We start from the raw sequence: 21504 nt of genomic DNA on the forward strand, positions 1-21504 counted from the left end.
GGACGGCGGGGAGCTGCTCCGCCGCGTCGATTACCCTGGAGACGTCGCGCGCACGCGTCGACGCGACGACGAGAGGACGGGCGAGTGCAGACCCGAGGTGCACGAGTGGCTCGCGGCGTCGCCGCCGCTCTCGCAGCGACCGCCACGGCCGCCGCCTCCCACACGCTCGCGGGCGCCGAGACCCCCGCTCCTGCCGTGCTCGCCCTCGCCGCGGCGTTCGCCGTCGTCGTCTGCGTCCTCCTCTCGGGGCGCCGTCTGTCCCTTCCCCGGCTGACGCTCTCCGTGCTCCTCAGCCAGATCGCGTACCACGGCCTCTTCCTCATCACGGGCAGCGGTGGGGAGGTGAGCGTGGTCGGGACGACGGGCACCGGCGCGCACTTCCACGACGGGTCGACCATCGAGCTGATCGCCGGCGGAGGCGGACACGCGACTCACGCTCCGCTGATGCTCGTCGCCCACCTCGCTGCGGCTGCCTTCACGATCGCGGCGTTCCGGTACGGCGAGCGCCTCTTCTGGACGCTGGGAGCAGGCCTCCAGCGCGTCGTCGTACGGATCGTCGCCCGCGCGTCCGCGGTCGCACTCCCGTCGGCCCCCGGCGTCTCGATAACGGGTACCCACGAGCCGCGGGCGACTCGATCCCTCGACGCGGTCCTCTCGATCCTCCGGCACCGCGGGCCGCCGCTGCGGGTCCTCCGCGCCGCCTGACGCCCCTCCCGTGCGGGAGCGGCTCCGGTCGGCGCCCCGCACGCACCGCGAACCCGCGCTGCGTCCAGAACTCCCGGCCCCGCGCCGGATCTCCCCCGAGGACACGACCGTCATGACCCGTTCTTCTTCTTCTTCTTCTTCTTCTTCTTCCTTCTCGCGGCTCCGCCTCGTCGGCAGCGGCGCACTCGTCGCCGTCGGATCGATCGCGCTCGCTGTCGCCGCGCCCACGGCGGCCAGCGCCCACGTGACCGCGGCGGCGAGCAGCACCGCCGCCGGCTCGTACACGGTGGTGACGTTCTCGCTGGCCCACGGCTGCGAGGGCTCGCCGACGACGGGACTCACGATCACGATGCCCGACGGCATCAACTCGGTCAGCCCGACGATCAACCCGAACTGGGACGTCGTGAAGAACGAGGTCGCGATCGCCGACCCGGTCACCGACTCCCACGGGAACACCGCGACCAAGCGGGTCTCGGACGTGGTCTACACGGCGAAGACGCCCCTCGCCGACGGCTACCGCGACACCGTCGCCCTCCAGCTTCAGCTCCCCGAGGACGCAGCCGGCTCCACGCTGGAGTTCCCCGTGCTGCAGACGTGCGAGACCGGCAGCACCGCCTGGGACCAGCCGACCGTCGACGGCCAGGACGAGCCCGAGCTGCCCGCTCCCACCGTCGCGGTGACCGCGGCGGAAGCAGGGTCCGGCCACGGGGGCGGACACGACGACGACGGCGACGGTGACGACGCGGTCGCGACCACCGCCTCGGCGACGACGGCCACGAGCGGCGACGACGTGCTCGCCCGCATCCTCGGAGTCGGCGGGCTCGTCGTCGGCGCGGTCGGCTTGGCCGTCGGGCTCGCCTCCCGCCGCCGCGGACCCCGGGCGTCGGCGTGACCCGTCGGAAGGCCCTCGTCGCCGCGACCGCGATCGGGCTGCTCGGCTCGATCGCTGTGGCGGCGCCCGCCAGCGCGCACAACTACCTCGTCTCGACGACTCCCGCTGCGGACTCGACCGTGACGGAGCAGCCGGGAACGCTGGTGCTGACGACGAACGACGACCTGCTCGTCCTCGGGACAGACGGAACGGCGGCGGCTCTGCGCGTCGTCGGGCCGGACGGGCTCTACTACGGCGACGGCTGCGTCAGCGTCGTCGGGCCGGAAGCGTCGATGCCGCTCGAGCTCGGCGCGGCGGGGGAGTACGAGGTGACGTGGCAGGTCGTGTCGACCGACGGGCACCCCGTGTCGGGCCAGTACGCGTTCGACTGGACGCCGGCCGACGGGACCGCGCTCGCCGACGGGTCGGACTCGGTCCCGGACTGCAACGGCACCGTCGCGGTCTCAGGAGGACAGGCCGAGTCCGCCGACGAAGCGCAGGCGACGTCCGGATCGGACCCGGCACTCCTCGAGGACGTCCTGTGGATCGGCGGCGCTCTCGCCGCGGTCGCCGCCGCCATCGGAGTGACGCTCCTCGTGCTGCGACGGCGACCCCGCGACTGAGGCTCGTGAGCCTCCTGGGGTGGCGGTCGGTCAGTTCAGGAGGCTAGCGAGGGGCCCTTCACCGAGACCGGTGAGGACGGCCGCCGCGTCCTCGTAGACGGCGACGGCCCCGGCCTCGCGGAGTTCGTGCTCCGAGGTACCGCCGGAGAGGACTCCGACCGTTGCCAGGCCCGCGCGCTCGGCGGCCAGGACGTCCCAGGTCGCGTCGCCGACCATGACGGCGCGGTCGACGGAGACGCCCGCGCGGTCGAGCGCGATCGAGATCAGGTCGGGTGCTGGCTTGGCGGTCGAGACGTCTGCGCCGCTGGTGACAGCGTGGACGGAGCCGCCGAAGTCGAGGACGTCGAGAAGCACGTCCAGCTCGTTCTGCGGTGCCGAGGTGGCGAGGACGACGTGGACGCCTCGACCGACAAGCGTCGCGATGAGCTCGCGAGCTCCCGGGAGTGGAACGATGCGTGCTGTCGTCTCGGCGTAGTTCTTGGTGTGCAGCGACTTCACCAGTGCGCGCTGCTCCTCCTTCACGTCGTCCTCGAGGAGCATGTCGAGCAGCTCCGACGAGTCTGCGCCGATCGCTCGTTGGATGCGCCAGGCGGGGACGACGAGGTCGGCCTGCCAGAAGGCGCGCGACCACGCCTCGACGTGGAGGAAGTTCGTGTCGGCGAGGGTCCCGTCGATGTCGAAGAGCACCGCGGAGGTCCCCGTCGTCGCGTCTTTCCTGTCCTTCGTTCCTGCCATGTCGCTGCCCCTCTTGTCGCTTCCGCGCCTATCGGCCCGTGCCGTCCACGCTACGCAGGCGCGCCGAAGCGGGCCCGCCCCTTGACCTGCCGGTCTCGACCATCCGACCTGCCCGTGTCACGGCCCGCGGTCTCCGCTCGGACCTGTCCGCCCTCCGCCCTGTCCCCCGGCTCGCCCGGCCGGGTGACATGCTGCCGTCCCGTCGGGCTCGTCCAGCGCAGCGTGCCGTCCGGCTCCTGCCGGTGCGTCCACCCCGTGGTGTGGCGGAGCCGGTGGTGGTGTCGGCAGAGGTGCGCGAGGTTGTCGGCCGACGTGGTGCCTCCGTGCTGCCAGTCGTTCGTGTGGTCGACGTCCGCGTGGCGGGTGCTGCGGGTGCATCCCGGGAACCGGCAGGTCCCGTCGCGGTGCTGGAGGTGGCGACGCAGGTCCGCCGGCACTCGGTAGGAATCGCGTCCGACGGAGAGGACCGCTCCGCTCTCCGGATGGGTGAGCAGCCGCGTGAACGAGGGAGCACCTGCTGCGAGACGCCGCGCGGTCTCCGGATCGACGGGTCCGTATCCGTCGAGGACGGCGGGCTGGTCGGAGCGCCCGAGGAGGGTCAGTGCAGGCACGGTCACCGCGACTTCGGCGCGCACTCCCGCAGGCATCGACGTGCCGTCTCCCTCGGCCGATGTCTCCCCGTCGACCAGCAGCGCAGCGGCGATGTCTGCGCGGAGCTGGCCCAGCGTCCGCTCCTCGTCCGGCAGATCCGCGAGGGAGCGGGCGGCCCGGTCGATCCTGTCCATCGCGCCGAGCACATCGGGAGCTGCGGTGTAGAGGTGCAGGATCGCCATCCCGTCGTCGAGGCCCTCCACCCAGAGCGCGCGTCGACGGGCGCAGTCCCGATGACGTTCGCTGAGCGTCTGCGGGTGCAGCCGTTCCCGGAGCGACCGGAGGGCGCGTCGCAGCTGGGGCGGCGTGCAGGCGACCGCGATCGTCGCGGCCTCCTCGTCGAAGCGCCCACGGACCTCGGCGGGGACGTCGAGCGCTCCTCGCACCACGAGTCGCGCGTGCTCGGGGGAGAGCGCTCCGTCCGCGAGTGCGCGCAACGTCGCCGGGAGGTCGTTCACCAGCAGGCGCGCCTCGTCGACCAGTGCAGAGGCGTGCGCCTCCGAGACCCGAAGTCCCGTCGCGAGCTCCGCGATCAGCGCCCGGTGCGCCGCCTCCGCCCGATCCACCTGCACCTGGACGTGCTCGCCGACGAGCGCCGCCGGTGCCGCCATCGCGAGGCGGCGTGCCTCCTCGACTGCCCGATACCGGGATGCCTCGACGGCGGACCGCTCAGCGTGCCGTGAGCCGGCGAGCGCGAGCGCCTCCGTGAGCGCGTCGTCTACTGTCGCCGATTCCTTCATGCCCTGATCTCACCGGACGAAGTCTCGCCGTGGGCCTCGGGAGCGCCGTTTCATCGGACAGCATCGCGAAGAACCGTCTGTGGAGGAGCGTCGCCCCCTCACACCTTCCGCGGCACCGTGAACACGGTCTCCACTCCCGCCGAGTACAGCACCGAGTCCGGCGCGCGCGTCGCCAGCCCGGGGAAGCCCGCGGCGTCGAGCAGCCCGTCGTCGAGCGCGAGCAGCTCCGCGCGGCGCAGCGGCCACGGCCGGTGCAGGTTGCGGCCGTACCAGGTGGAGCCAAGGTGGCGCTCGTGGTAGGCCCAGCGTGCGGTGAGGAACGAGGCGAGCGGGTCCTCGCCGACCGGGTCGCCCGGGCGGACGACGATCCGGGAGCGGGCGGCCGAGTCCGAGTGCCGGATCGTGTCGTAGATCACCGCGCCGTGGCGGTGCTCGATGCTCATCCGGGCCCAGCGGTAGGGGAGCCCGAACACCGCCTGCGCGGTGAGCACGGGAAGGAGGTGGGAGGCGTCGAGCGAGACGAACACGACTCCGCGTCGTCCCTGCTCGTCGACGGAGTAGAGCCGGACGTTCACCTCGGGGAAGGTGCCGAGCCAGGGCACCCGCGGGCCGCCGAGGAAGGCCGTCCGCGAGAGCCGGAACGGGATCAGGCCCACCCAGGAGGAGCCGTCGTGCTCGTCGGGCCTCGTCCCGGCCGGGAGGTGGGGCGCCACCAGGGCGGGGTCGACCCGCCAGTGCAGGAACGTCGCCTCGGTCCAGCGCTGCTTCAGGATGCGCGGTCCGCCGAGCGCGGGCGCGGAACGGGTGACGGGTTCGACGGAGCTCACGCGCCCATCGTGCTCCGATGTGCTGCGAGCTCGCCCGTGCAGGCGCGCTCAACGGCGTGCGACGAGTGCCTTCAGTGTCTCCAGCACCAGGGCCACCGGTGCGGAGGAGGCGGCGGAGTTCCGCACGACGGCCTCGAGGGAGCGGACGGGCCGGGGACGGACGACGGGCACGGCGCGGACGCCGTCCGGCAGGCGGTGGGCCGCGAGCTCCGGCAGGACCGTCACGCCCATGCCCGCGGCGACGAACGCGGCGGCGGTGATGTGGTCGTTGGCCTGGACGTGGAAGGGCGGCGCGAACCCGGCGGCGGCGCAGGCCTCCACGACGTTCCGGCGGCACCAGCCGGTGGGCAGGTCGTTGTCGACCCAGCGCTCGTTCGCGAGCTCGGCGAGGTCGATCTCGCTCCGGGAGGCGAGCGGATGACCGTCGGGCAGGACGACGAGGTAGGGGTCGTCGAGGAGGTGGTGCGCCGTGAATCCGGGGGCGGTCGGCTCGGAGGAGGCGACGAGGAGCTGCACGTCGGGGCGCGCGCCGAGGTCGTCGTCGAGCTCCTCTCCCAGGCGCAGGTCGAGGGCGAGGCCCGGGAACGCGGCGCTCAGCCGGCGGGCGACCTCCGGCATCCAGGCGCTGCCGACGGAGGCGAAGTACGTCACCGAGAGGCGGCCGGAGCGGCCCTCGCGCAGCTCCTCCACCACGGCCTCCGCTTCGGCGAGGCGCTCGAGGACGCGGTCCGCCTGGGCGGCGAGGGCGCGTCCGGCTGGGGTCGGGCGGACGCCGCGGCCCACCCGCTCCAGCAGGGTCAGTCCGGTCTCGCGCTGCAGAGCGGAGAGGTGCTGGCTGACGGCGGAGGACGTGTAGCCGAGGCTGGAGGCGGCTCCCGCGATCGAGCCGGAGGCGACGACGGAGCGGAGGATGCGGAGCCGGTGCACATCGAGCATGAGACGACCGTACAGTCCGGCTGAACGATCCGACAGTGAACGGAACTGGTGCTGAATCCCCGGCAGCGCCACGATGGCCTCATGACCGACGTCTCCTCCTCCGCCCCGCCCTCCACGAGGGACGCCCTCCCGCTGTGGGGAGCGATCGCGGTCACCGTCCTGCTCTGGGCGTCGGCCTTCGTCGGCATCCGCGCCACGACGGAGGACTTCGGCCCGGGCGCGCTGACCCTCGGCCGCATCGTGGTGGGGTCGCTCGCGCTCACGGTGGTGCGCGTCGTCCTCATCGCCCGGAGGCACCGCTCGGAGGCGGCTCCGGATCCGCGCACGGCGGTCCCGCGCGGGCGCCTCCTCCTGCTCGTGCTGGGCTGGGGGGTCGCCTGGTTCGGGGTCTACAACCTGGCGTTGAACGCTGCGGAGCGGCATGTCGACGCGGGGACGGCGGCGCTGCTGGTGAACATCGCGCCGATGATCACCGCCGTGCTCGCCGGGCTGCTGCTGGGGGAGGGATTCCCCCGCCGTCTCCTCGCCGGGATGCTCGTGGCGCTTACCGGCGTCGCGGTGATCGCGTTCTCCACCTCCACCGGGCAGTTCGACGTGATCGGCGTCGCCCTCGGCCTGGTCGCCGCCGTCGTCTACGGCAGCGCGGCGACCCTTCAGAAGCGCCTGCTGGGACGGATCGACGCACCGACGATGACCTGGCTCGGCTGCCTCGCCGGCACGGTCGCGTGCCTGCCCTTCGCCCCGGAGCTCGTCGAGGCGCTCGCCGCCGCTCCGCTCTCCTCGATCCTGGCCGTGGTCTACCTCGGGATCTTCCCGACGGCCGTCGCCTTCACGACGTGGGGGTACGTCCTCGCGCGCTCCAGCGCGGGTCGCACCGCGGCGTCCACCTACGCGGTGCCCGCGGTGGTGGTGCTGCTGTCCTGGCTCGTCCTGGGCGAGACCCCGCCGCTCGCCGCGCTGCTCGGAGGCGCGCTCGCCCTGGCCGGAGTCGCGGTGGCGACGCTGCGGAGGCGCCCGAAGGCGGTCTGACCGGCGGCGGACGCTCCTCCACAGCCGCCCGATCGCGTCGAGTCCTCGGACGAGGCGGCTCGCGGGGATCCCGCGGGAGGGCCCGGGATATGCTGGGCGGACGTTCATCCCAGTCGGCGCCGAGCGCCAGGAACGGTGAGGATCCCGATGACCGAGGCCCTGCAGCCGCCCGTCCAGAACGCCCTCTCGCTCACGCCTCCGGAGCCGGTGGCAGCGGTGCCGACCACCTCGGCGCCGTCGATCGCGCCGAAGGTGCCGGAAGCCGCACTGCCCGGCCTCGAGGCGAAGGTCGACGGCTACCTCGACACGCTCCTGGCGACGGAGTCCCGCAGCCCCGAGTTCGCGACGCGGGCCAACGACATCCGCACGATGGGCGACGCCGACATCCGCTCGGCCGCCGACTCGTCGAACCGGCTGCTGAGCACGCCGGTGCGCGCCCTCCAGGAGGGCGGGCTCTCCGAGGGGTCGACCATCGGCAAGACGCTGCTCGAGCTGCGCCGCACGGTGGAGGATCTGGACCCGTCCGAGGACAACCTGCAGAAGAAGATCCTGGGCTTCATCCCGTTCGGCAACAAGATCACCGACTACTTCCGCCGCTACGAGAGCGCCCAGTCGCACCTGAACGCGATCATCCAGGCCCTGTACGACGGGCAGGACGAGCTGCGGAAGGACAACGCGGCCCTGAATCTCGAGAAGCAGAACCTCTGGGAGACGATGACCCGTCTCAACGAGTACATCTACGTCGCCGAGCGGCTCGACGTGAAGCTCTCGGCGAAGATCGCCGAGCTCGACGCGACCGATCCGGAGCGGGCGAAGGCGCTGCGCGAGGACGTCCTCTTCTACGCGCGCCAGAAGCACCAGGACCTGCTGACCCAGCTGGCCGTGTCGATCCAGGGCTACCTCGCGATCGACGTCGTCATCAAGAACAACGTCGAGCTGATCAAGGGCGTCGACCGTGCGACGACCACGACCGTCTCGGCGCTGCGCACGGCGGTCATCGTGGCGCAGGCGCTCGCCAACCAGCGCCTCGTGCTCGATCAGATCACGGCGCTGAACACCACGACGTCCAACATGATCGAGGCCACCTCGCGCATGCTCGCCGACCAGTCGGCCTCGATCCAGTCGCAGGCCGCCTCGGCCACGGTCGGGCTGCCGCAGCTGCAGGCCGCGTTCGCGAACATCTACCAGACGATGGACTCGATCTCGGACTTCAAGATCAAGGCGCTCGACAGCATGGCCCAGACCGTCGGAGTCCTGCAGACCGAGACGGCGAAGGCCGGCGAGTACGTCGAGCGGGCCCGCCGCAGCAACTCGGACATCGACGCGACGTCCTCGCTCGATCTCGGCCGCTAGCCGATGGGCTGGTTCTCCCGACTGTTCACGGGTGCCCCCGCGGCGCCGGAGGAGACCGCGCCCGCTCTGCCGAGCGTCCCGACGAGCGACGACATCCTCGCGGCGCTCGACAGGGTCGGCGCGCGGACGGAGGGCCGGGTTCCCGGCATCGTCGCGGCGCGCATCCAGCGGATCGACGAGACGGTCCGCGAGATGGTGCCCCGTCTCGACCGCCTCGGCGGGATGAGCCGGCAGGGCCACACCGTCGTCGCGACCGCGACCAGCTACCTCCCCGAGGCGGTGGAGGGCTACCTCCGCCTGCCGAGGGACTTCGCCGACCGCCGCGCCGTGCACAGGGGGAAGACCTCGCTGATGATCCTCTGCGATCAGCTCGACCTCCTCGGAGGCACGCTCGACCGCATCTCGGACGCCGTCTCGCGGCAGGACGCCTCGGCGCTGATCGCGCACGGGCAGTTCCTGGCCGAGAAGTTCACGGAGTCCTCGCTCTCCCCGAGCGGTCTCGACGCGCCTCCGCAGCCGGGAGCGCCGTCCGGATCCGGCTCGCTGACCCCGCCGAGCGCCTCGTGACCGCGCTCGCCCCGGCGCTGGACGCCCTCGTGCTCGCGGGGACGGCCGCCGGCCTCGACGCCGCGGCCGTCCGCGACGAGGGTGCGCGGCTGGCCGCCGCCGTCGCCGAGTCGATCCGCGGCGCCGGGCAGGACTGGCTCGCGGCGACCGGCGCGACGGGCGGTCTGGAGGCGTTCTTCACCGCCGCCTCGAGCGGCCGGCGCTGGCGGTCGGGGCCGACCGATCAGCTGGCCGCCCTGGTCGGCGCGGGCTCTCACCACTCCTCCGCCTACGCCCGCGCCCTGACCGAGGTCGTCTCGGCGGCCAGCGCTCTCGGCGACCCGGGCATCGGCGGCATCGCCTCCGCCTCCGCGACCGCCGCGGCCCAGCTCTCCGCCGTCCCGGGCGCCCGGGGCGCCGCTCCGACGACGAGCGGAGGAGTACCGCATACGACCGGCCGGTCGCCGGACGGTGCCGCGGGCGCCGACCTGCCGACCGGTCTGCCCGCCGGCGTGCCCGGGGTCGACGAGATCCTCGAGCGCCTCCGCCGGACCGAGCACGACGGTCCTCAGGACGAGCCGGCGCCCGCCGCCGCTCCCGCCGCGGAGCCCGCCTCCGAGCCGGAGCCGCTCGACCCGCCGGAGTCCATCGACGACCTGCTCGCCGAGCTCGACGCGCTGATCGGCCTCGACCGGGTGAAGAGCGAGATCAAGCGGCAGACGCAGCTGCTCCGGATCGACACCCTGCGCCAGGCCGCCGGACTCAGCACGCCCACGCTCACCCGCCACCTCGTCTTCACGGGGAACCCCGGCACGGGCAAGACGACGGTGGCGCGGCTGGTCTCGCGGATCTACCGCTCGCTCGGCATCCTCTCGAAGGGCGTGCTCGTCGAGGTCGACCGATCGGAGCTGGTGGCCGGCTACCTCGGGCAGACCGCGACGAAGACCGCGGAGGTGATCGCCTCCGCTCGCGGCGGCGTCCTCTTCATCGACGAGGCCTACGCGCTCGCGCTCGACCAGTACGGCGCGGAGGCGGTCACCACCCTCGTGAAGGACATGGAGGACCACCGCGGCGACCTCGTCGTGATCGTCGCCGGCTACTCCGGGCCGATGCAGGGCTTCCTCGACACGAACCCGGGACTCGCCAGCCGCTTCTCGACCACGATCGACTTCGCCGACTACTCCGACGACGAGCTCTCGGCGATCTTCGGCCGCCTCGCCGCCTCCGCGGATTTCGAGCCGACGGAGGAGGCGCTCGCCGCGTTCGCGGGCCTCGCCTCGGCGCAGCAGCGCACGGAGGCGTTCGGCAACGGGCGCTGGGTCCGCAACGTCCTCGACGCGGCGATCGCCCGGCACGCCTGGCGCCTCCGCGACGTGGAGGAGCCGACGCTCGACGAGCTGCGCATCCTGCTCCCCGAGGACGTGGTGGAGAGCCCCGAAGCCTCGAGCAGCCCGGACGGAGCCGGCGACGACGACGAGGGCGCGGTCGACGGCTCTGAGGAGGCCCTCGGGCAGGCGGACGCCGCCCCGAGCGGCACGGCCGTCCCCGTCACCGACGACCCCGAGGAGGAGAGCCGTTGAGCACCGCACCCGCCGCGCCGCCCGCGCAGAGGATCCCCGAGCCGCCCCTCGTCCAGGTCGCCAACCGGCCGGCGCAGCGGAAGCCGTCGCTGCTGGCCCGCGCGACCGCGACCACTCCGGCCACCCTGCGCCTCCTGCTCGCCCTGACGGCGCTGGCGGCCGTGCTGTTCGGCGTGTTCGCGCAGCAGGCAGGAGCGATGCAGGCGCGCGCCGCGACGACGGCCCGGGAGCAGTCGGCGCAGCTGCTCGGCGTGCAGAACGTCCGCACGCTGCTGGTGGACGCCAACGCGATCGCGGCCAACACCTTCCTCGTCGGCGGACTGGAGCCGACCGAGCTGCGGGCGTCGTACGTCTCGAGCCTCACCGGCGCCGCCTCCGCGATCGCCGGGCTCTCGGCCGCCGACTCGGCGGACACCCGGGCCCTCGCCCGGGTCGCCAGCAGCATCACGACCTACAGCGGGCTGATCGAGCAGGCGCGGGCCAACAACCGGCAGGGCTTCCCCGTCGCCTCGGCGTACCTCGACCAGGCGTCGACTGCCCTCTCGGGGGACGGCGGCATCCTCGAGGACCTCGACGGGCTCGTCGACTCCGGCGCTGACCGGGTCGCGGCCGCCTACGACGCCGTCCGCTGGAGCGTCCTGCTCATGATCGGCTCGCTCGTGATGCTGGTCCTCCTCCTGGCGGCGCAGCTCTGGCTCGCCCGCCGCACGCACCGCTACCTCAACCGCCCGCTCGCCACGGGGACCGCCCTCCTGCTGGTCGTCGGCGTCGGCGGGGCGGTCGCCTACGGATCGGTCGCGGCGGACGCGGGGACGGCACGGGTCGAGTCCTACCGCGAGGCGCTCACCGTGTCGAACGCGCTCATCGCCGCGAGCGACGCCAAGTCGCTCGAGAGCTTCACGCTGATCAAGCGCGGCTCCGGCGCCGCCCTCGAGGAGCGCTACACCCAGGCCGTCGACTCCGCCCGGGAGAAGCTCTCGGGCGACCTGCAGGACGAGCTGGCGAGGACGCGGCTCGTCGACGAGTTCGGGCAGTGGCAGTCGTTCCACGAGGAGATCCGCGCCGCGGACGACGCCGGGAACTGGGACCAGGCCGTCCGCGTCGCCACGATCACCGGGAACGGCACGCCGAACGACCTCTTCACCACCTTCTCCGACGACGCCCGCGACGTGGTGCAGGAGAAGGCCCTGGCCGCCGCCACCACGCTCGACAGAGGTGCGGAGTTCGCGACCCTCGTCTCGTGGATCCTGCTGGCGGCCGGTCTCGCCGGAGCCGTGTTCGCCTGGCGCGGCATCGCCCAGCGACTGGAGGAGTACCGATGAACCGCCTGCGCGCCGCCGCCCTCGCCCTGGCCACCGCCGCGGCTCTCGCCCTCACCGGCTGCACGACGGGGGCGGACGACCTCGGCACGCCCCTCGCCGCGGCGACCCCGACTCCGACGGCGAGCGCGTCCGCTCCCGCCGCTCCTGCCGCGGCGGACTGCTCGCCCTCGGCGGTCACCTCCTACGCGCCGACCGGCGTGACCGACAGCACCAGGCTCACGGAGATCCGCGGGCGCGGGACCCTGCGCGTCGGCGTCTCGGCCGACACCCTCCTGATGAGCGCCCGCAACCCGATCACGGGGGCGATCGAGGGCTTCGACGTCGACATCGCCCGCGAGGTCGCCCGGGCGATCCTCGGCAGCGACTCCATCGACTACGTCGTGATCACCTCCGCTCAGCGCCTCCCCGCGCTCACCGGCGGCGACGGCGCCCCGCAGGTCGACATGGTGGCCCGCACCCTCACGATGACCTGCGATCGCTGGAGCTCGATCGCCTTCTCGTCCGAGTACTACGACGCCGGCCTCAAGGTGCTCGTCTCCGACGACCCCGACGGCGTCCCGATCACGGGCATCGGCGACCTCGACGGCGAGAGGGTCTGCGCGCCCAGCGGCACCACGACGCTCAGCCGCCTGCAGAACGACTACCCGGAGGTCGAGGCCGTCGAGGCCGCCACGCACTCGCAGTGCCTCGCCCTCTTCCAGGCAGGAGAGGTCGACGCCATCGCGGGCGACGACACGATCCTCGCGGGCTTCGTGGCGCAGGACCCGTACGCGAAGGTCGTCGGCGACGCCCTGAGCTCGGAGCCCTACGGCCTCGGCCTGCCCGCCGACGACCCCGACTTCGTGCGCTTCGTCAACGCCTCGCTCGAGAGCATCCGCAGCGACGGCCGCTGGCAGAGCATCTACGAGCGCTGGCTCGGGGTCCTCGGCGAGGCCTCGCCGCCGGCCCCGGTGTACGGCCGATGAGCACCGGTCTCGCGGAGGGGACCCCCGTCGCTCCGGGCCGGCTCGGGGAGGCCGCGCCGCAGCGCGAGCTCTTCGAGTACCTCGCCGCTCTCACCCGCTGGCTCCAGCGGACCACGCGCGAGCTCTCGCGGCTGGACGCCGCCGCGCTGGCGTCGCCGCAGGCCGAGAACTACACGGCCGACGTGGTGCTCGCCCAGTCGCTCCGCGAGTCCGTCACCCGGCGCCTCGCCGAGCTCGAGGCGGTCTGGGACTCCGGCCGCGTCGACGTCGTGGCGCGCGAGCGGATGTCGCAGCTGATCTGGGGCCGTCTCGACGCCTCCGGGAGCGGCGCGGTCTCGCTGGTGGAGGCGGTGCGCCTCTGCGACGCGGTCGTCGGCCAGCTGCGCTCCCGGCTCGAGCTCGACCCCAGCGGCACCGACGTCGCCGGGCGGATCGTGGGGGTGCGCGCCGAGATCGAGCGCTGCCGCGACCTCACCCGTGACGGCGGCGGCACGGTCGACCGCGAGCGGGCGGAGCGGGTCGCCGTGCTGCGCTCCCGCCTCGACGCGCTCGCCGAGCGGGCGGGTCGGGGAGCCGACGTGTCGGGGCCGCTCGGCCAGCTCGAGAGCGACTCCGCCCGGCTCGAGCGCGACCTGATCATCGCCGCGTCCGAGCGGCGCGGACTCGAGCGCGACCGCCGTCGGGCGCGCGAGCTGGCGGAGGCGGCCGAGCGACGCGAGGCGCCGCTGCGCGAGCTCGTGGCCCGCTGCCGCCGCGAGATCGCCGACCCGCCGCGGCTGGCCGTGCCCGACGTCTCCCGGCTGGGCGATCCTCCGTCCGACCGCGAGGCGCTCGACGCGCACCTCGCCCGGCTCACCGCGGTCGGCCGCGCGTTCGACGCGGTCGAGGCCGCCTACACCTCGCCGCTGCGCGAACGGGCCGCCCTCGGCTTCCGCCTCCGGGCGCTGCGGGAGCGTGCCGAGGGCAACGGCCGCGCTGCCACCGCCGTCGGCGTCGCGGCCGAGGAGGAGGTGCGCGCAGCCCTCGACACGGTGCCGTGCTCCGTCCCGCTCGCCCGTCACCTGGTCGAGCAGTACGACGTCGTCACCCGCGACCTCCCGCAGCCCGACCCCGCGCACCACCGGAAGGCCACCCCATGAACGGCGCCCCCTGCACCGCGACTCCCGGCTGCACCGGGACGATCGAGGACGGCTACTGCAACGTCTGCGGCCTCCCGCCCGAGGAGGGCGCCGCCGCCTCCACGCCGACCGCGCGCCGCGCCGCTCCGGCCTCCCCGCCGGCCACCGCCTCCGCCGCCTTCGGCACCGGCTTCGTCGAGGGCACCCCCGGCGCCACGGCACCCGGGCCCGCGGAGGAGTCGGCCACCGCGCGCAGCACGCGCACCTCCTCCGCCCGCCTCGCCACCGCCGCCCTCGGCTCCGCCCGCACGGCGCAGACCGGCTCGAAGGTCACCCGCCGCGTCGGCACCACCTCGACCCGACTGCGCGGCCCGAGGCTCGGCGCCGGGCTCACCACCGTCCCGTCCCGCCCGGCCGCCGACCCGATGGCCGCTCTGATGACCGAGGCGGTCCTCCCCGAGCGCAAGCGCTTCTGCTCGCACTGCGGCACCGCCGTCGGCCGCGGGCGCGACGGTCGGCCCGGCCGCACCGAGGGGTTCTGCCCCAACTGCCGCACGCCGTTCTCGTTCACTCCGCAGCTGGTGAAGGGCGACGTGGTCGGCGGCCAGTACGAGGTCGTCGGCTGCCTGGCCTACGGCGGCCTCGGCTGGATCTACCTCGCGCGCGACCGGAACGTCTCGGGGCGCTGGGTGGTGCTCAAGGGCCTGCTCAATTCCGGCGACCCCGACGCGTACGCCGCGGCCGTCACCGAGCGCCGGTTCCTGGCCGAGGTCGAGCACCCGCTGATCGTCGAGATCTACAACTTCGTCCTGCACGACGGCGCCGGCTACATCGTGATGGAGTACGTCGGCGGGCCGAGCCTCAAGCAGATCCTGAAGGAGCGGCTGGACGCCAACGGCGGCGCCGCGGATCCGCTGCCGGTGGACCAGGCGCTCGCCTTCGTGCTCGAGGTCATGCCCGCCTTCGCCTACCTGCACGACCACGGCCTGCTCTACTGCGACTTCAAGCCGGACAACATGATCCAGGTGGGCGACCAGGTCAAGCTGATCGACCTCGGCGGAGTGCGCCGGATCGACGACGAGGACTCCGCCATCTACGGCACCGTCGGCTACCAGGCTCCGGAGGTCGCCGACCTCGGTCCCTCGGTCGCCTCCGACGTCTACACGATCGGCCGCACGCTGGCCTCGCTGGTGCTCGACTTCCGCGGCAACCAGACGACCTTCGTCGCCTCGCTGCCGCCGGTGTCGGAGACGCCGCTGTTCCAGCGCTACGACTCCTTCTACCGCCTGATCGCGAAGGCGTGCGCTCCCGACCCGCAGGACCGCTTCGCCACGGTGGACGAGATGCGCGGCCAGCTGCTCGGGGTGCTGCGCGAGGTCGTCGCGACCGACCGCGGTCCCGGACACCCCGCGCTGCACTCGACGGAGTCGGCCCTGTTCGAGGCGCCCGTGGCCGACGTGGTCGACCGCGTCCCGCCGTGGGACGCGCTGCCGGCGCTCCGCCGCGACGAGTCCGATCCCGCCCGGTCGTGGCTCGCGGGCGTGAACGTCGCCGACCCGATCGTGCGCATGCGCGCTCTCGCGCTCGCGCCCACCGTGACGGTCGAGGTGCGGCTCGCCCGCGCCCGGGCGGCGATCGAGGCGCAGCGCTGGGAGGAGGCGGCCCGCGCGACGGGCGAGATCCTCACGGAGGACCCGTGGGAGTGGCGGGCGGTCTGGATGAGCGGTCTCGCGCAGCTCGCGCGCGGCGACGACATCGGGGCCCGCGCCTCCTTCAACACCGTCTACGGGCAGGTCCCCGGCGAGCTCGCCCCGAAGCTCGCGCTCGCCGCGGCGTGCGAGGCGAGCGGTGAGCCCGAGGTCGCCGAGTCCCTCTACGTGATCTGCGCCCGCGCCGACGCGAACTACACGGCACCCGCCGCCTTCGGTCTCGCGCGGGTGCGGCAGCTGCGCTCCGACCTCGACGGGGCGCTCGACGCGCTCGACATCGTCGCGCCCACGCGCTCCTCCTACTCCGACGCGCGCCGCCGCCGGGCGGAGCTGCTGGCGGAGTCGGGCCGCGGGCTGCCCGCGCTCTCGGCCGCCCTCGCGAGCGTCGACTCCGTGTCGATCGATCAGCGGACCCGCCTCGAGCTCACGACTCAGGTCCTCGCCTCCGCCCTCGAGCTGGTGCGGCGCGACGGCCCGGCCGAGGGAGCGACCCTCGGCGGGGTCGAGGCGAACGAGGCCGCCATCCGCGACGGCCTCGAGGCCTCCTACCGCGCGCTCGCCGCCTCCACTCGCGAGCGCGACGAGCGCCTGCGCCTCGTCGACCGGGCCAACGAGGTCCGACGCTGGACGCTGACATGAGCGGCGCGCTGTCGACTCCCTGCCCGAACTGCGGCGAGCCGGTCACGACGGGCGACGCGTTCTGCGAGGCCTGCGGGACGCCGCTGATCGTCGCGGCCACCCCCTCCGCTCCGCCCGTCGCCGTCGGAGGATCCGCCGCCTGCGTCTACTGCGGGGGAGCGGTCGCCGAGGACGGCTACTGTGAGCAGTGCGGACGCCCAGCTCCGACCGAGCGCGAGCACTGGGCCGAAGCGCCGCACCCGCTGGTCGGCGGCGTCTGCGACCGCGGGCTCCGGCACCCGGCCAACGAGGACGCGATGGCGCTCGGGGCGACCACCGGCGCCGACGGCTCTCTGAGGACGGCGCTGCTCGTGGTCTGCGACGGGGTCTCCTCGACCCCCGACTCCGACAAGGCGTCGCTCGCTGCGGCCCGTGCGGCACTCAGCGCGCTGCAGGCCGAGGTCGGCGGGGAGAGCGCGGGAGCGGACCGCTGGCGCGCGCTGCTGCAGATGGCCACCGCGCGCGCCTCCGGGGCGATCGACGCGGCCGTGCCCGAGAAGCGGTCGAATCCGCCCTCGTGCACCTTCACCGCGGCGGTGCTGGACGGCGCGCTGCTCGTCACGGGCAACGTGGGCGACAGCCGCAGCTACTGGATGCCGGACGCGGGCGAGCCGCGGCAGCTCACGGTCGACGATTCGTGGGCGCAGGAGCAGATCGCCTCGGGAGTGCCGCGGGAGCAGGCCGAGACGGCGCCCGACGCTCACGCCATCACCCGCTGGCTCGGCGCCGACGCGCACGACGAGGAGCCGCGGGTCGCCTCCGAGGAGCTGACCGAGCCGGGCTGGGTGCTGGTCTGCTCCGACGGGCTGTGGAACTATGCGTCCGCCGCCGAGGACCTCGCGCGCGTGCTGCGCGAGGCGCAGGAGCGGGTGGGCGCGGATCCGGTCACGCTCGCGGAGGCGCTGGTCGCCTGGGCGAACGAGCGCGGCGGGCACGACAACATCACGGCGGCGCTGGCGCGGTTCGACCCGGCGGGCGCGGCGGAGACTGCGGCTAAAGCGTCCGCTGCCGAGGTGAACGGTGAGGAGACCGGCACAGCCGAGCAGGATGCTGCCGACGCCGACGCCGGCGCCGCCGACCTCGGCGCTGCGGACCCGAGCGCGGCCGACCCCGCCGCCTCGAGCCCCGACGCGGCCACCCCCTCGCCCGACGCCGACGCCTCCCGTCCCACCGACTGAGCGCGCCGATCCGTCCAGACCACCCCTCCACCGCTGGACGGATCGGCACCCCCGCGGCCGTGGTCACGCCCCTACAGTCGTCGCCATGAGCATCGCCGAGCCCGCCACCGCCCTGTCCGTCGTCGGCCACTGGATCGACGGGGCTCCCTCGGCCTCCTCGTCCGGCCGCACCGCTCCCGTCTACGACCCGGCGCTGGGAGTCGCGACCAAGGAGGTCGCGCTCGCCGACTCCGCCGAGGTGGACGCCGCCGTCGCCTCCGCGAAGGCCGCCTTCCCCGCCTGGCGCGACACGTCGCTCGCGAAGCGGCAGCAGATCGTCTTCCGCTTCCGCGAGCTCCTCGAGGCGAAGAAGCAGGAGCTCGCCGAGCTGATCACGTCGGAGCACGGCAAGGTCGTCTCGGACGCGCTCGGCGAGATCACCCGAGGCCAAGAGGTCGTGGAGTTCGCGACCGGTCTCGCGCACCACCTCAAGGGCGAGTACTCGGAGCAGGTCTCCACCGGCGTCGACGTCTACTCGACCAAGCAGCCGCTGGGCGTTGTCGGGATCATCTCCCCCTTCAACTTCCCTGCGATGGTGCCGATGTGGTTCTTCCCCATCGCCATCGCCGCCGGCAACACCGTCGTGGTGAAGCCCTCCGAGAAGGACCCGTCCCCGGCGATCTGGCTCGGCGCCCTCTGGAAGGAGGCCGGCCTCCCCGACGGCGTCTACACGGTGCTCAACGGCGACAAGCAGGCCGTCGACGGGCTGCTCGAGCACCCCGACGTGCGCTCGATCTCCTTCGTCGGCTCCACCCCGATCGCGCAGTACGTCTACGAGACGGGCACGAAGCACGGCAAGCGCGTCCAGGCCCTCGGTGGGGCGAAGAACCACATGCTGGTGCTCCCCGACGCGGACCTCGACCTCGTCGCCGACTCCGCCATCAACGCCGGCTTCGGCTCGGCGGGGGAGCGGTGCATGGCGATCTCGGTCGTCGTCGCGGTCGAGCCCGTCGCCGACGAGCTCATCACCAAGATCCAGGACAGGGCGTCGAAGCTGCGCATCGGCGACGGCCGCCGTGGCTGCGACATGGGCCCGCTGGTCACCCAGGTGCACCGCGACAAGGTCGCCTCCTACATCGCGATCGCGGAGGAGGACGGCGCGGAGGTCGTCATCGACGGCCGCGGCATCGAGGTCGACGGGGACGCGAACGGGTTCTGGCTCGGCCCGACCCTGCTCGACAAGGTCCCCACGACCTCCCGCGCGTACACGGAGGAGATCTTCGGACCGGTGCTCTCCATCGTCCGCGTCGCCTCCTACGAGGAGGGCGTCGCGCTGATCAACAACGGCGCGTTCGGCAACGGCACGGCCATCTTCACCAACGATGGAGGAGCGGCCCGCCGCTTCCAGAACGAGGTCGAGGTCGGCATGATCGGCATCAACGTCCCCATCCCCGTCCCCGTCGCCACGTTCTCCTTCGGCGGCTGGAAGGCGTCCCTCTTCGGCGACACCAAGGCTCACGGAGCAGAAGGCGTCCGCTTCTTCACCCAGCAGAAGGCCATCACCAGCCGCTGGCTCGACCCCTCCCACGGCGGCATCAACCTCGGGTTCCCGCAGCATTCCTAGGCTCTCTCCTCCTTCGTCGTCGATCGCCCGCAGTCGGCCTGGGAGGGTGGTCGCGTCTCGCAGAGCGTCCTGCGTTCCGCGCACGTCGATCCGCTGAGACGCGGATCACCGGTTGCGCTCCGCGCCGGCGGGAGGCGCTGGGTCGACCGGAGAGGCTCACCAGCACGGCTGAGCGCAACCGGCGATCCGCGTGGGAGCGGATCGTCGTGCGCGGTACGCAACCCGCTCTGCGGAACGCGACCACCCTCCCCAGCCGACCGCGGCCGATCGACGACGCAGGAGTAGAGAGGCTCTTGAGCACCGCGCAACCGTCGATCCGCGTGTGAGCGGATCGTCGTGCGCGGTACGCGACCCGCTCTGCGGAACGCGACCACCCTCCCCGGCCGACCGCGGCCGATCGACGACGCAGGAGGAGAGAGGCTCTTGAGCACCGCGCAACCGCCGATCCGCGTGGGAGCGGATTTTCGTGCGCGGTACGCGGCCCGCTCTGCGGAACGCGACGACCCGCCCCGGCCGACCGCGGCCGACCAACGACGAAGGAGGAGAGAGGCTCCTGAGCACCGCCGAGCGCAACCGTCGATCCGCGTGTGAGCAGATCGTCGTGCGCGGTACGCGACCCGCTCTTCCCAGCGCGACCACCCTCCCCGGCCGACCGCGGCCGATCGACGACGCAGGAGGAGAGAGGCTCCTGAGCACGGCTGAGCGCAACCGGCGATCCGCGTGGGAGCGGATCGTCGTGCGCGGTACGCGACCCGCTCTTCCCATCGTCCCCACCTCCTGAGGCCGACCGCGGCCGATCGACGACGCCAGGAGGAGATCGGCTATGAGTGCAGCCGCAGCGCCGTCCAGAGCTCGGTGCGGGCGGAGACGTCGTCGAGGTCGAGGCCGAGGGCGCGCTCGACGGCGGTGATGCGGTTGCGGAGGGTGTGACGGTGCACGCCGAGGTCACGGGCGGCGGGCTCCCAGGCGCCGTTGCGGCGGAGCCAGACGCGGGCGCTCTCGAGCAGCACGGCTCCCTCGGGGGTCAGCAGCGGTGCGAGCATCCGGCGGGCGAGCGGTGCTGCTCCGGCGGCGGCGAGGAGCCCGATCATCCCCTCGGCGGCGACGTCCTCGAACCGGACCACCGGCCCGTCTCCTGTCCGCTCGGCGGCGCGCCGCGCCTCCTCGAGGCCCCGGTCCAGGTCCGACCAGCCGATCGGGGCGGAGGCGCCGGCGCTCGCGCCGTGCCGCTCCAGCACGGCGGTCAGCGGCTCGAGTCCGTCGGCGGCGGCCACGGCGACGAGCGAGCCGTCCCTCTCGGCGAAGAACAGGCGCGCGCCGTCCTCCTCCGCCACGACCTCCAGTTCGTCGAGGAGCGAGTCGCCGTGCACGGGCGCGCTCAGCACGACCACCCGCACGGGCTCGGCGGGCAGCGGGCTACCCAGGCGCCGTGCGGTGCTCTCGGCGACGTCGAAGGCTCCCGCGGCCAGCAGCTCGAGCAGTCCGGAGCGCAGCTGCCGGCGGGAGGAGTCCAGCGCGCGCCGCTGCTCCAGCGCGATGCTCGCCAGGGCGATGACGCTCGCGACGAGGTCGCTGCCCGCCGGGTCCAGCGGCGTGCCCGTGCCCACGGCGAGCACCCCACGCAGGTGGTCGCGGCGCCCGATCGTCTGCAGCGTCACTCCGCCGCCGTCGTCGAGCCGGAGTCCCGCTCGGCTGCCGCGGGTCAGCGCGTGCCTCGCGGCCGCGGCGACCGCCTCCTCCGCCGGCACGTCGAGCCGGGTGGGCAGGTGCACCCTCTGCCCGGCCGCGTCGTAGAGGGCGACCCAGCAGTCCAGCTGCCGCTCCAGCTCGGTGAGGATCGCCGCGAGCCCGTCCGGCCGCAGCGCCGCGCGGGCGACCCGCCGCTGCGCCTCGAGCGACCACTCCAGCCGCTCGCGCTGCTCCCGCGAGATCACGTCGGCGACGAAGCGGATGATCCCCATGAACGGAGTCAGGTCCGCCACCTCCAGCAGCGGCAGGCCCTGGCGCTCGCACGCCGTGACGAGAGCGGCGGGCACCTCGTCGTGCACGATGCGGGTGGCGAAGCCGAGCGCGCGGATGCCGCGGCCGCGCAGCCGGGCGACGTACTCCTCCGAGAACTCGGCGCTGTCGTGCCCGGTGAAGTGGACGCCGTCGGTCAGCAGCAGCTGGCCCGACTCGAGCCAGGGCGTCGGATCGACGAGGTCCGAGGAGTGCGCCCACACCAGGGGGGCGTCGAGGTCGGCCTCGTCGTGGACGCCGGCGAGCACGCGCAGGCGGAAGGCCGGTTCGGCCAGCAGATCGCGGACGGTCGCGGGCATGCGCGGCTCCCTTCGAC

Annotated in this window: 18 protein-coding genes; 13 read left to right on the forward strand and 5 right to left on the reverse strand. The window is 73.7% G+C overall.

From position 1 onward, the window contains the following. The first annotated feature begins 84 nt into the window (after positions 1 to 84). The 3 genes from C5C63_RS09835 (at position 85) to C5C63_RS09845 (ending at position 2199) form a co-directional block, all read left to right on the forward strand. Entirely contained in the window at positions 85 to 705 is a 621-nt protein-coding gene (locus C5C63_RS09835) for a hypothetical protein (protein WP_146086375.1), read from the forward strand. A gap of 112 nt (positions 706 to 817) precedes the next feature. Further along, entirely contained in the window at positions 818 to 1597 is a 780-nt protein-coding gene (locus C5C63_RS09840; protein WP_104325965.1) for a YcnI family protein, read from the forward strand. Next, positions 1594 to 2199, forward strand: coding sequence for a copper resistance CopC family protein (locus C5C63_RS09845; protein ID WP_104325966.1), 606 nt, complete (start codon positions 1594 to 1596; stop codon positions 2197 to 2199). Before C5C63_RS09840 ends, C5C63_RS09845 begins: the two co-directional genes overlap by 4 nt. A gap of 30 nt (positions 2200 to 2229) precedes the next feature. Here C5C63_RS09845 and C5C63_RS09850 read toward each other — a convergent pair whose 3' ends face one another. The 4 genes from C5C63_RS09850 to C5C63_RS09865 all read right to left on the reverse strand — a co-directional run bounded on the left by C5C63_RS09850 (position 2230) and on the right by C5C63_RS09865 (position 6088). Continuing rightward, on the reverse strand, positions 2230 to 2934 hold the full coding sequence (locus C5C63_RS09850) for an HAD family hydrolase (RefSeq protein WP_104325967.1): 705 nt from the start codon (positions 2932 to 2934) through the stop codon (positions 2230 to 2232). A 50-nt stretch (positions 2935 to 2984) separates the two neighbouring features. After that, a complete protein-coding gene (locus tag C5C63_RS09855; protein WP_104325968.1) occupies positions 2985 to 4325 on the reverse strand; it encodes an HNH endonuclease signature motif containing protein in 1341 nt (446 codons plus the stop codon). Between the two features lie 98 nt (positions 4326 to 4423). Then, positions 4424 to 5152: a YqjF family protein gene (locus C5C63_RS09860; RefSeq protein WP_104237664.1), complete on the reverse strand. Its 729-nt coding sequence runs from the start codon at positions 5150 to 5152 to the stop codon at positions 4424 to 4426. Positions 5153 to 5200: 48 nt separating this feature from the next. Beyond that, positions 5201 to 6088 carry a LysR family transcriptional regulator gene (locus C5C63_RS09865; RefSeq protein ID WP_104325969.1) on the reverse strand — a complete coding sequence of 296 codons (888 nt, stop codon included), beginning with the start codon at positions 6086 to 6088 and terminating at the stop codon, positions 5201 to 5203. An 81-nt stretch (positions 6089 to 6169) separates the two neighbouring features. Between C5C63_RS09865 and C5C63_RS09870 the strand changes: the two genes are divergently transcribed. From C5C63_RS09870 to C5C63_RS09915, 10 genes are all read left to right on the forward strand, one after another. Beyond that, on the forward strand, positions 6170 to 7117 hold the full coding sequence (locus tag C5C63_RS09870) for a DMT family transporter (protein WP_104325970.1): 948 nt from the start codon (positions 6170 to 6172) through the stop codon (positions 7115 to 7117). Positions 7118 to 7264: 147 nt separating this feature from the next. Then, on the forward strand, positions 7265 to 8470 hold the full coding sequence (locus C5C63_RS09875; RefSeq protein WP_104223833.1) for a toxic anion resistance protein: 1206 nt from the start codon (positions 7265 to 7267) through the stop codon (positions 8468 to 8470). 3 nt (positions 8471 to 8473) lie between these two features. Next, positions 8474 to 9037 (forward strand): hypothetical protein, encoded by a 564-nt coding sequence (locus tag C5C63_RS09880; RefSeq protein ID WP_104226185.1) that lies wholly within the window; start codon positions 8474 to 8476, stop codon positions 9035 to 9037. Then, positions 9034 to 10596 (forward strand): AAA family ATPase, encoded by a 1563-nt coding sequence (locus tag C5C63_RS09885; RefSeq protein WP_258065428.1) that lies wholly within the window; start codon positions 9034 to 9036, stop codon positions 10594 to 10596. Before C5C63_RS09880 ends, C5C63_RS09885 begins: the two co-directional genes overlap by 4 nt. Continuing rightward, the gene (locus C5C63_RS09890) at positions 10593 to 11918 is read left to right on the forward strand and encodes a hypothetical protein (RefSeq protein ID WP_104295288.1); all 1326 of its coding nucleotides are present in this window, start codon (positions 10593 to 10595) and stop codon (positions 11916 to 11918) included. The genes C5C63_RS09885 and C5C63_RS09890 overlap by 4 nt, the downstream gene beginning before the upstream one ends. Next, complete coding sequence (locus C5C63_RS09895) at positions 11915 to 12883, forward strand: glutamate ABC transporter substrate-binding protein (RefSeq protein WP_104295289.1); 969 nt, start codon at positions 11915 to 11917, stop codon at positions 12881 to 12883. Before C5C63_RS09890 ends, C5C63_RS09895 begins: the two co-directional genes overlap by 4 nt. Then, a complete protein-coding gene (locus C5C63_RS09900) occupies positions 12880 to 14022 on the forward strand; it encodes a hypothetical protein (protein ID WP_104295290.1) in 1143 nt (380 codons plus the stop codon). Before C5C63_RS09895 ends, C5C63_RS09900 begins: the two co-directional genes overlap by 4 nt. After that, on the forward strand, positions 14019 to 16349 hold the full coding sequence (locus C5C63_RS09905; RefSeq protein WP_104325971.1) for a serine/threonine-protein kinase: 2331 nt from the start codon (positions 14019 to 14021) through the stop codon (positions 16347 to 16349). Before C5C63_RS09900 ends, C5C63_RS09905 begins: the two co-directional genes overlap by 4 nt. Continuing rightward, a complete protein-coding gene (locus C5C63_RS09910; RefSeq protein WP_104325972.1) occupies positions 16346 to 17566 on the forward strand; it encodes a PP2C family serine/threonine-protein phosphatase in 1221 nt (406 codons plus the stop codon). The genes C5C63_RS09905 and C5C63_RS09910 overlap by 4 nt, the downstream gene beginning before the upstream one ends. Positions 17567 to 17651: 85 nt before the next feature. Next, positions 17652 to 19169, forward strand: coding sequence for a CoA-acylating methylmalonate-semialdehyde dehydrogenase (locus C5C63_RS09915; protein ID WP_104325973.1), 1518 nt, complete (start codon positions 17652 to 17654; stop codon positions 19167 to 19169). Between the two features lie 821 nt (positions 19170 to 19990). Here the strand turns inward: C5C63_RS09915 and C5C63_RS09920 are convergent. Continuing rightward, positions 19991 to 21487: a PucR family transcriptional regulator gene (locus tag C5C63_RS09920; RefSeq protein ID WP_181110591.1), complete on the reverse strand. Its 1497-nt coding sequence runs from the start codon at positions 21485 to 21487 to the stop codon at positions 19991 to 19993. Between the last annotated feature and the right edge of the window lie 17 nt (positions 21488 to 21504).

The organism is Rathayibacter sp. AY1B8 (assembly GCF_002932775.1).
Classification (GTDB): Bacteria; Actinomycetota; Actinomycetes; order Actinomycetales; family Microbacteriaceae; genus Rathayibacter.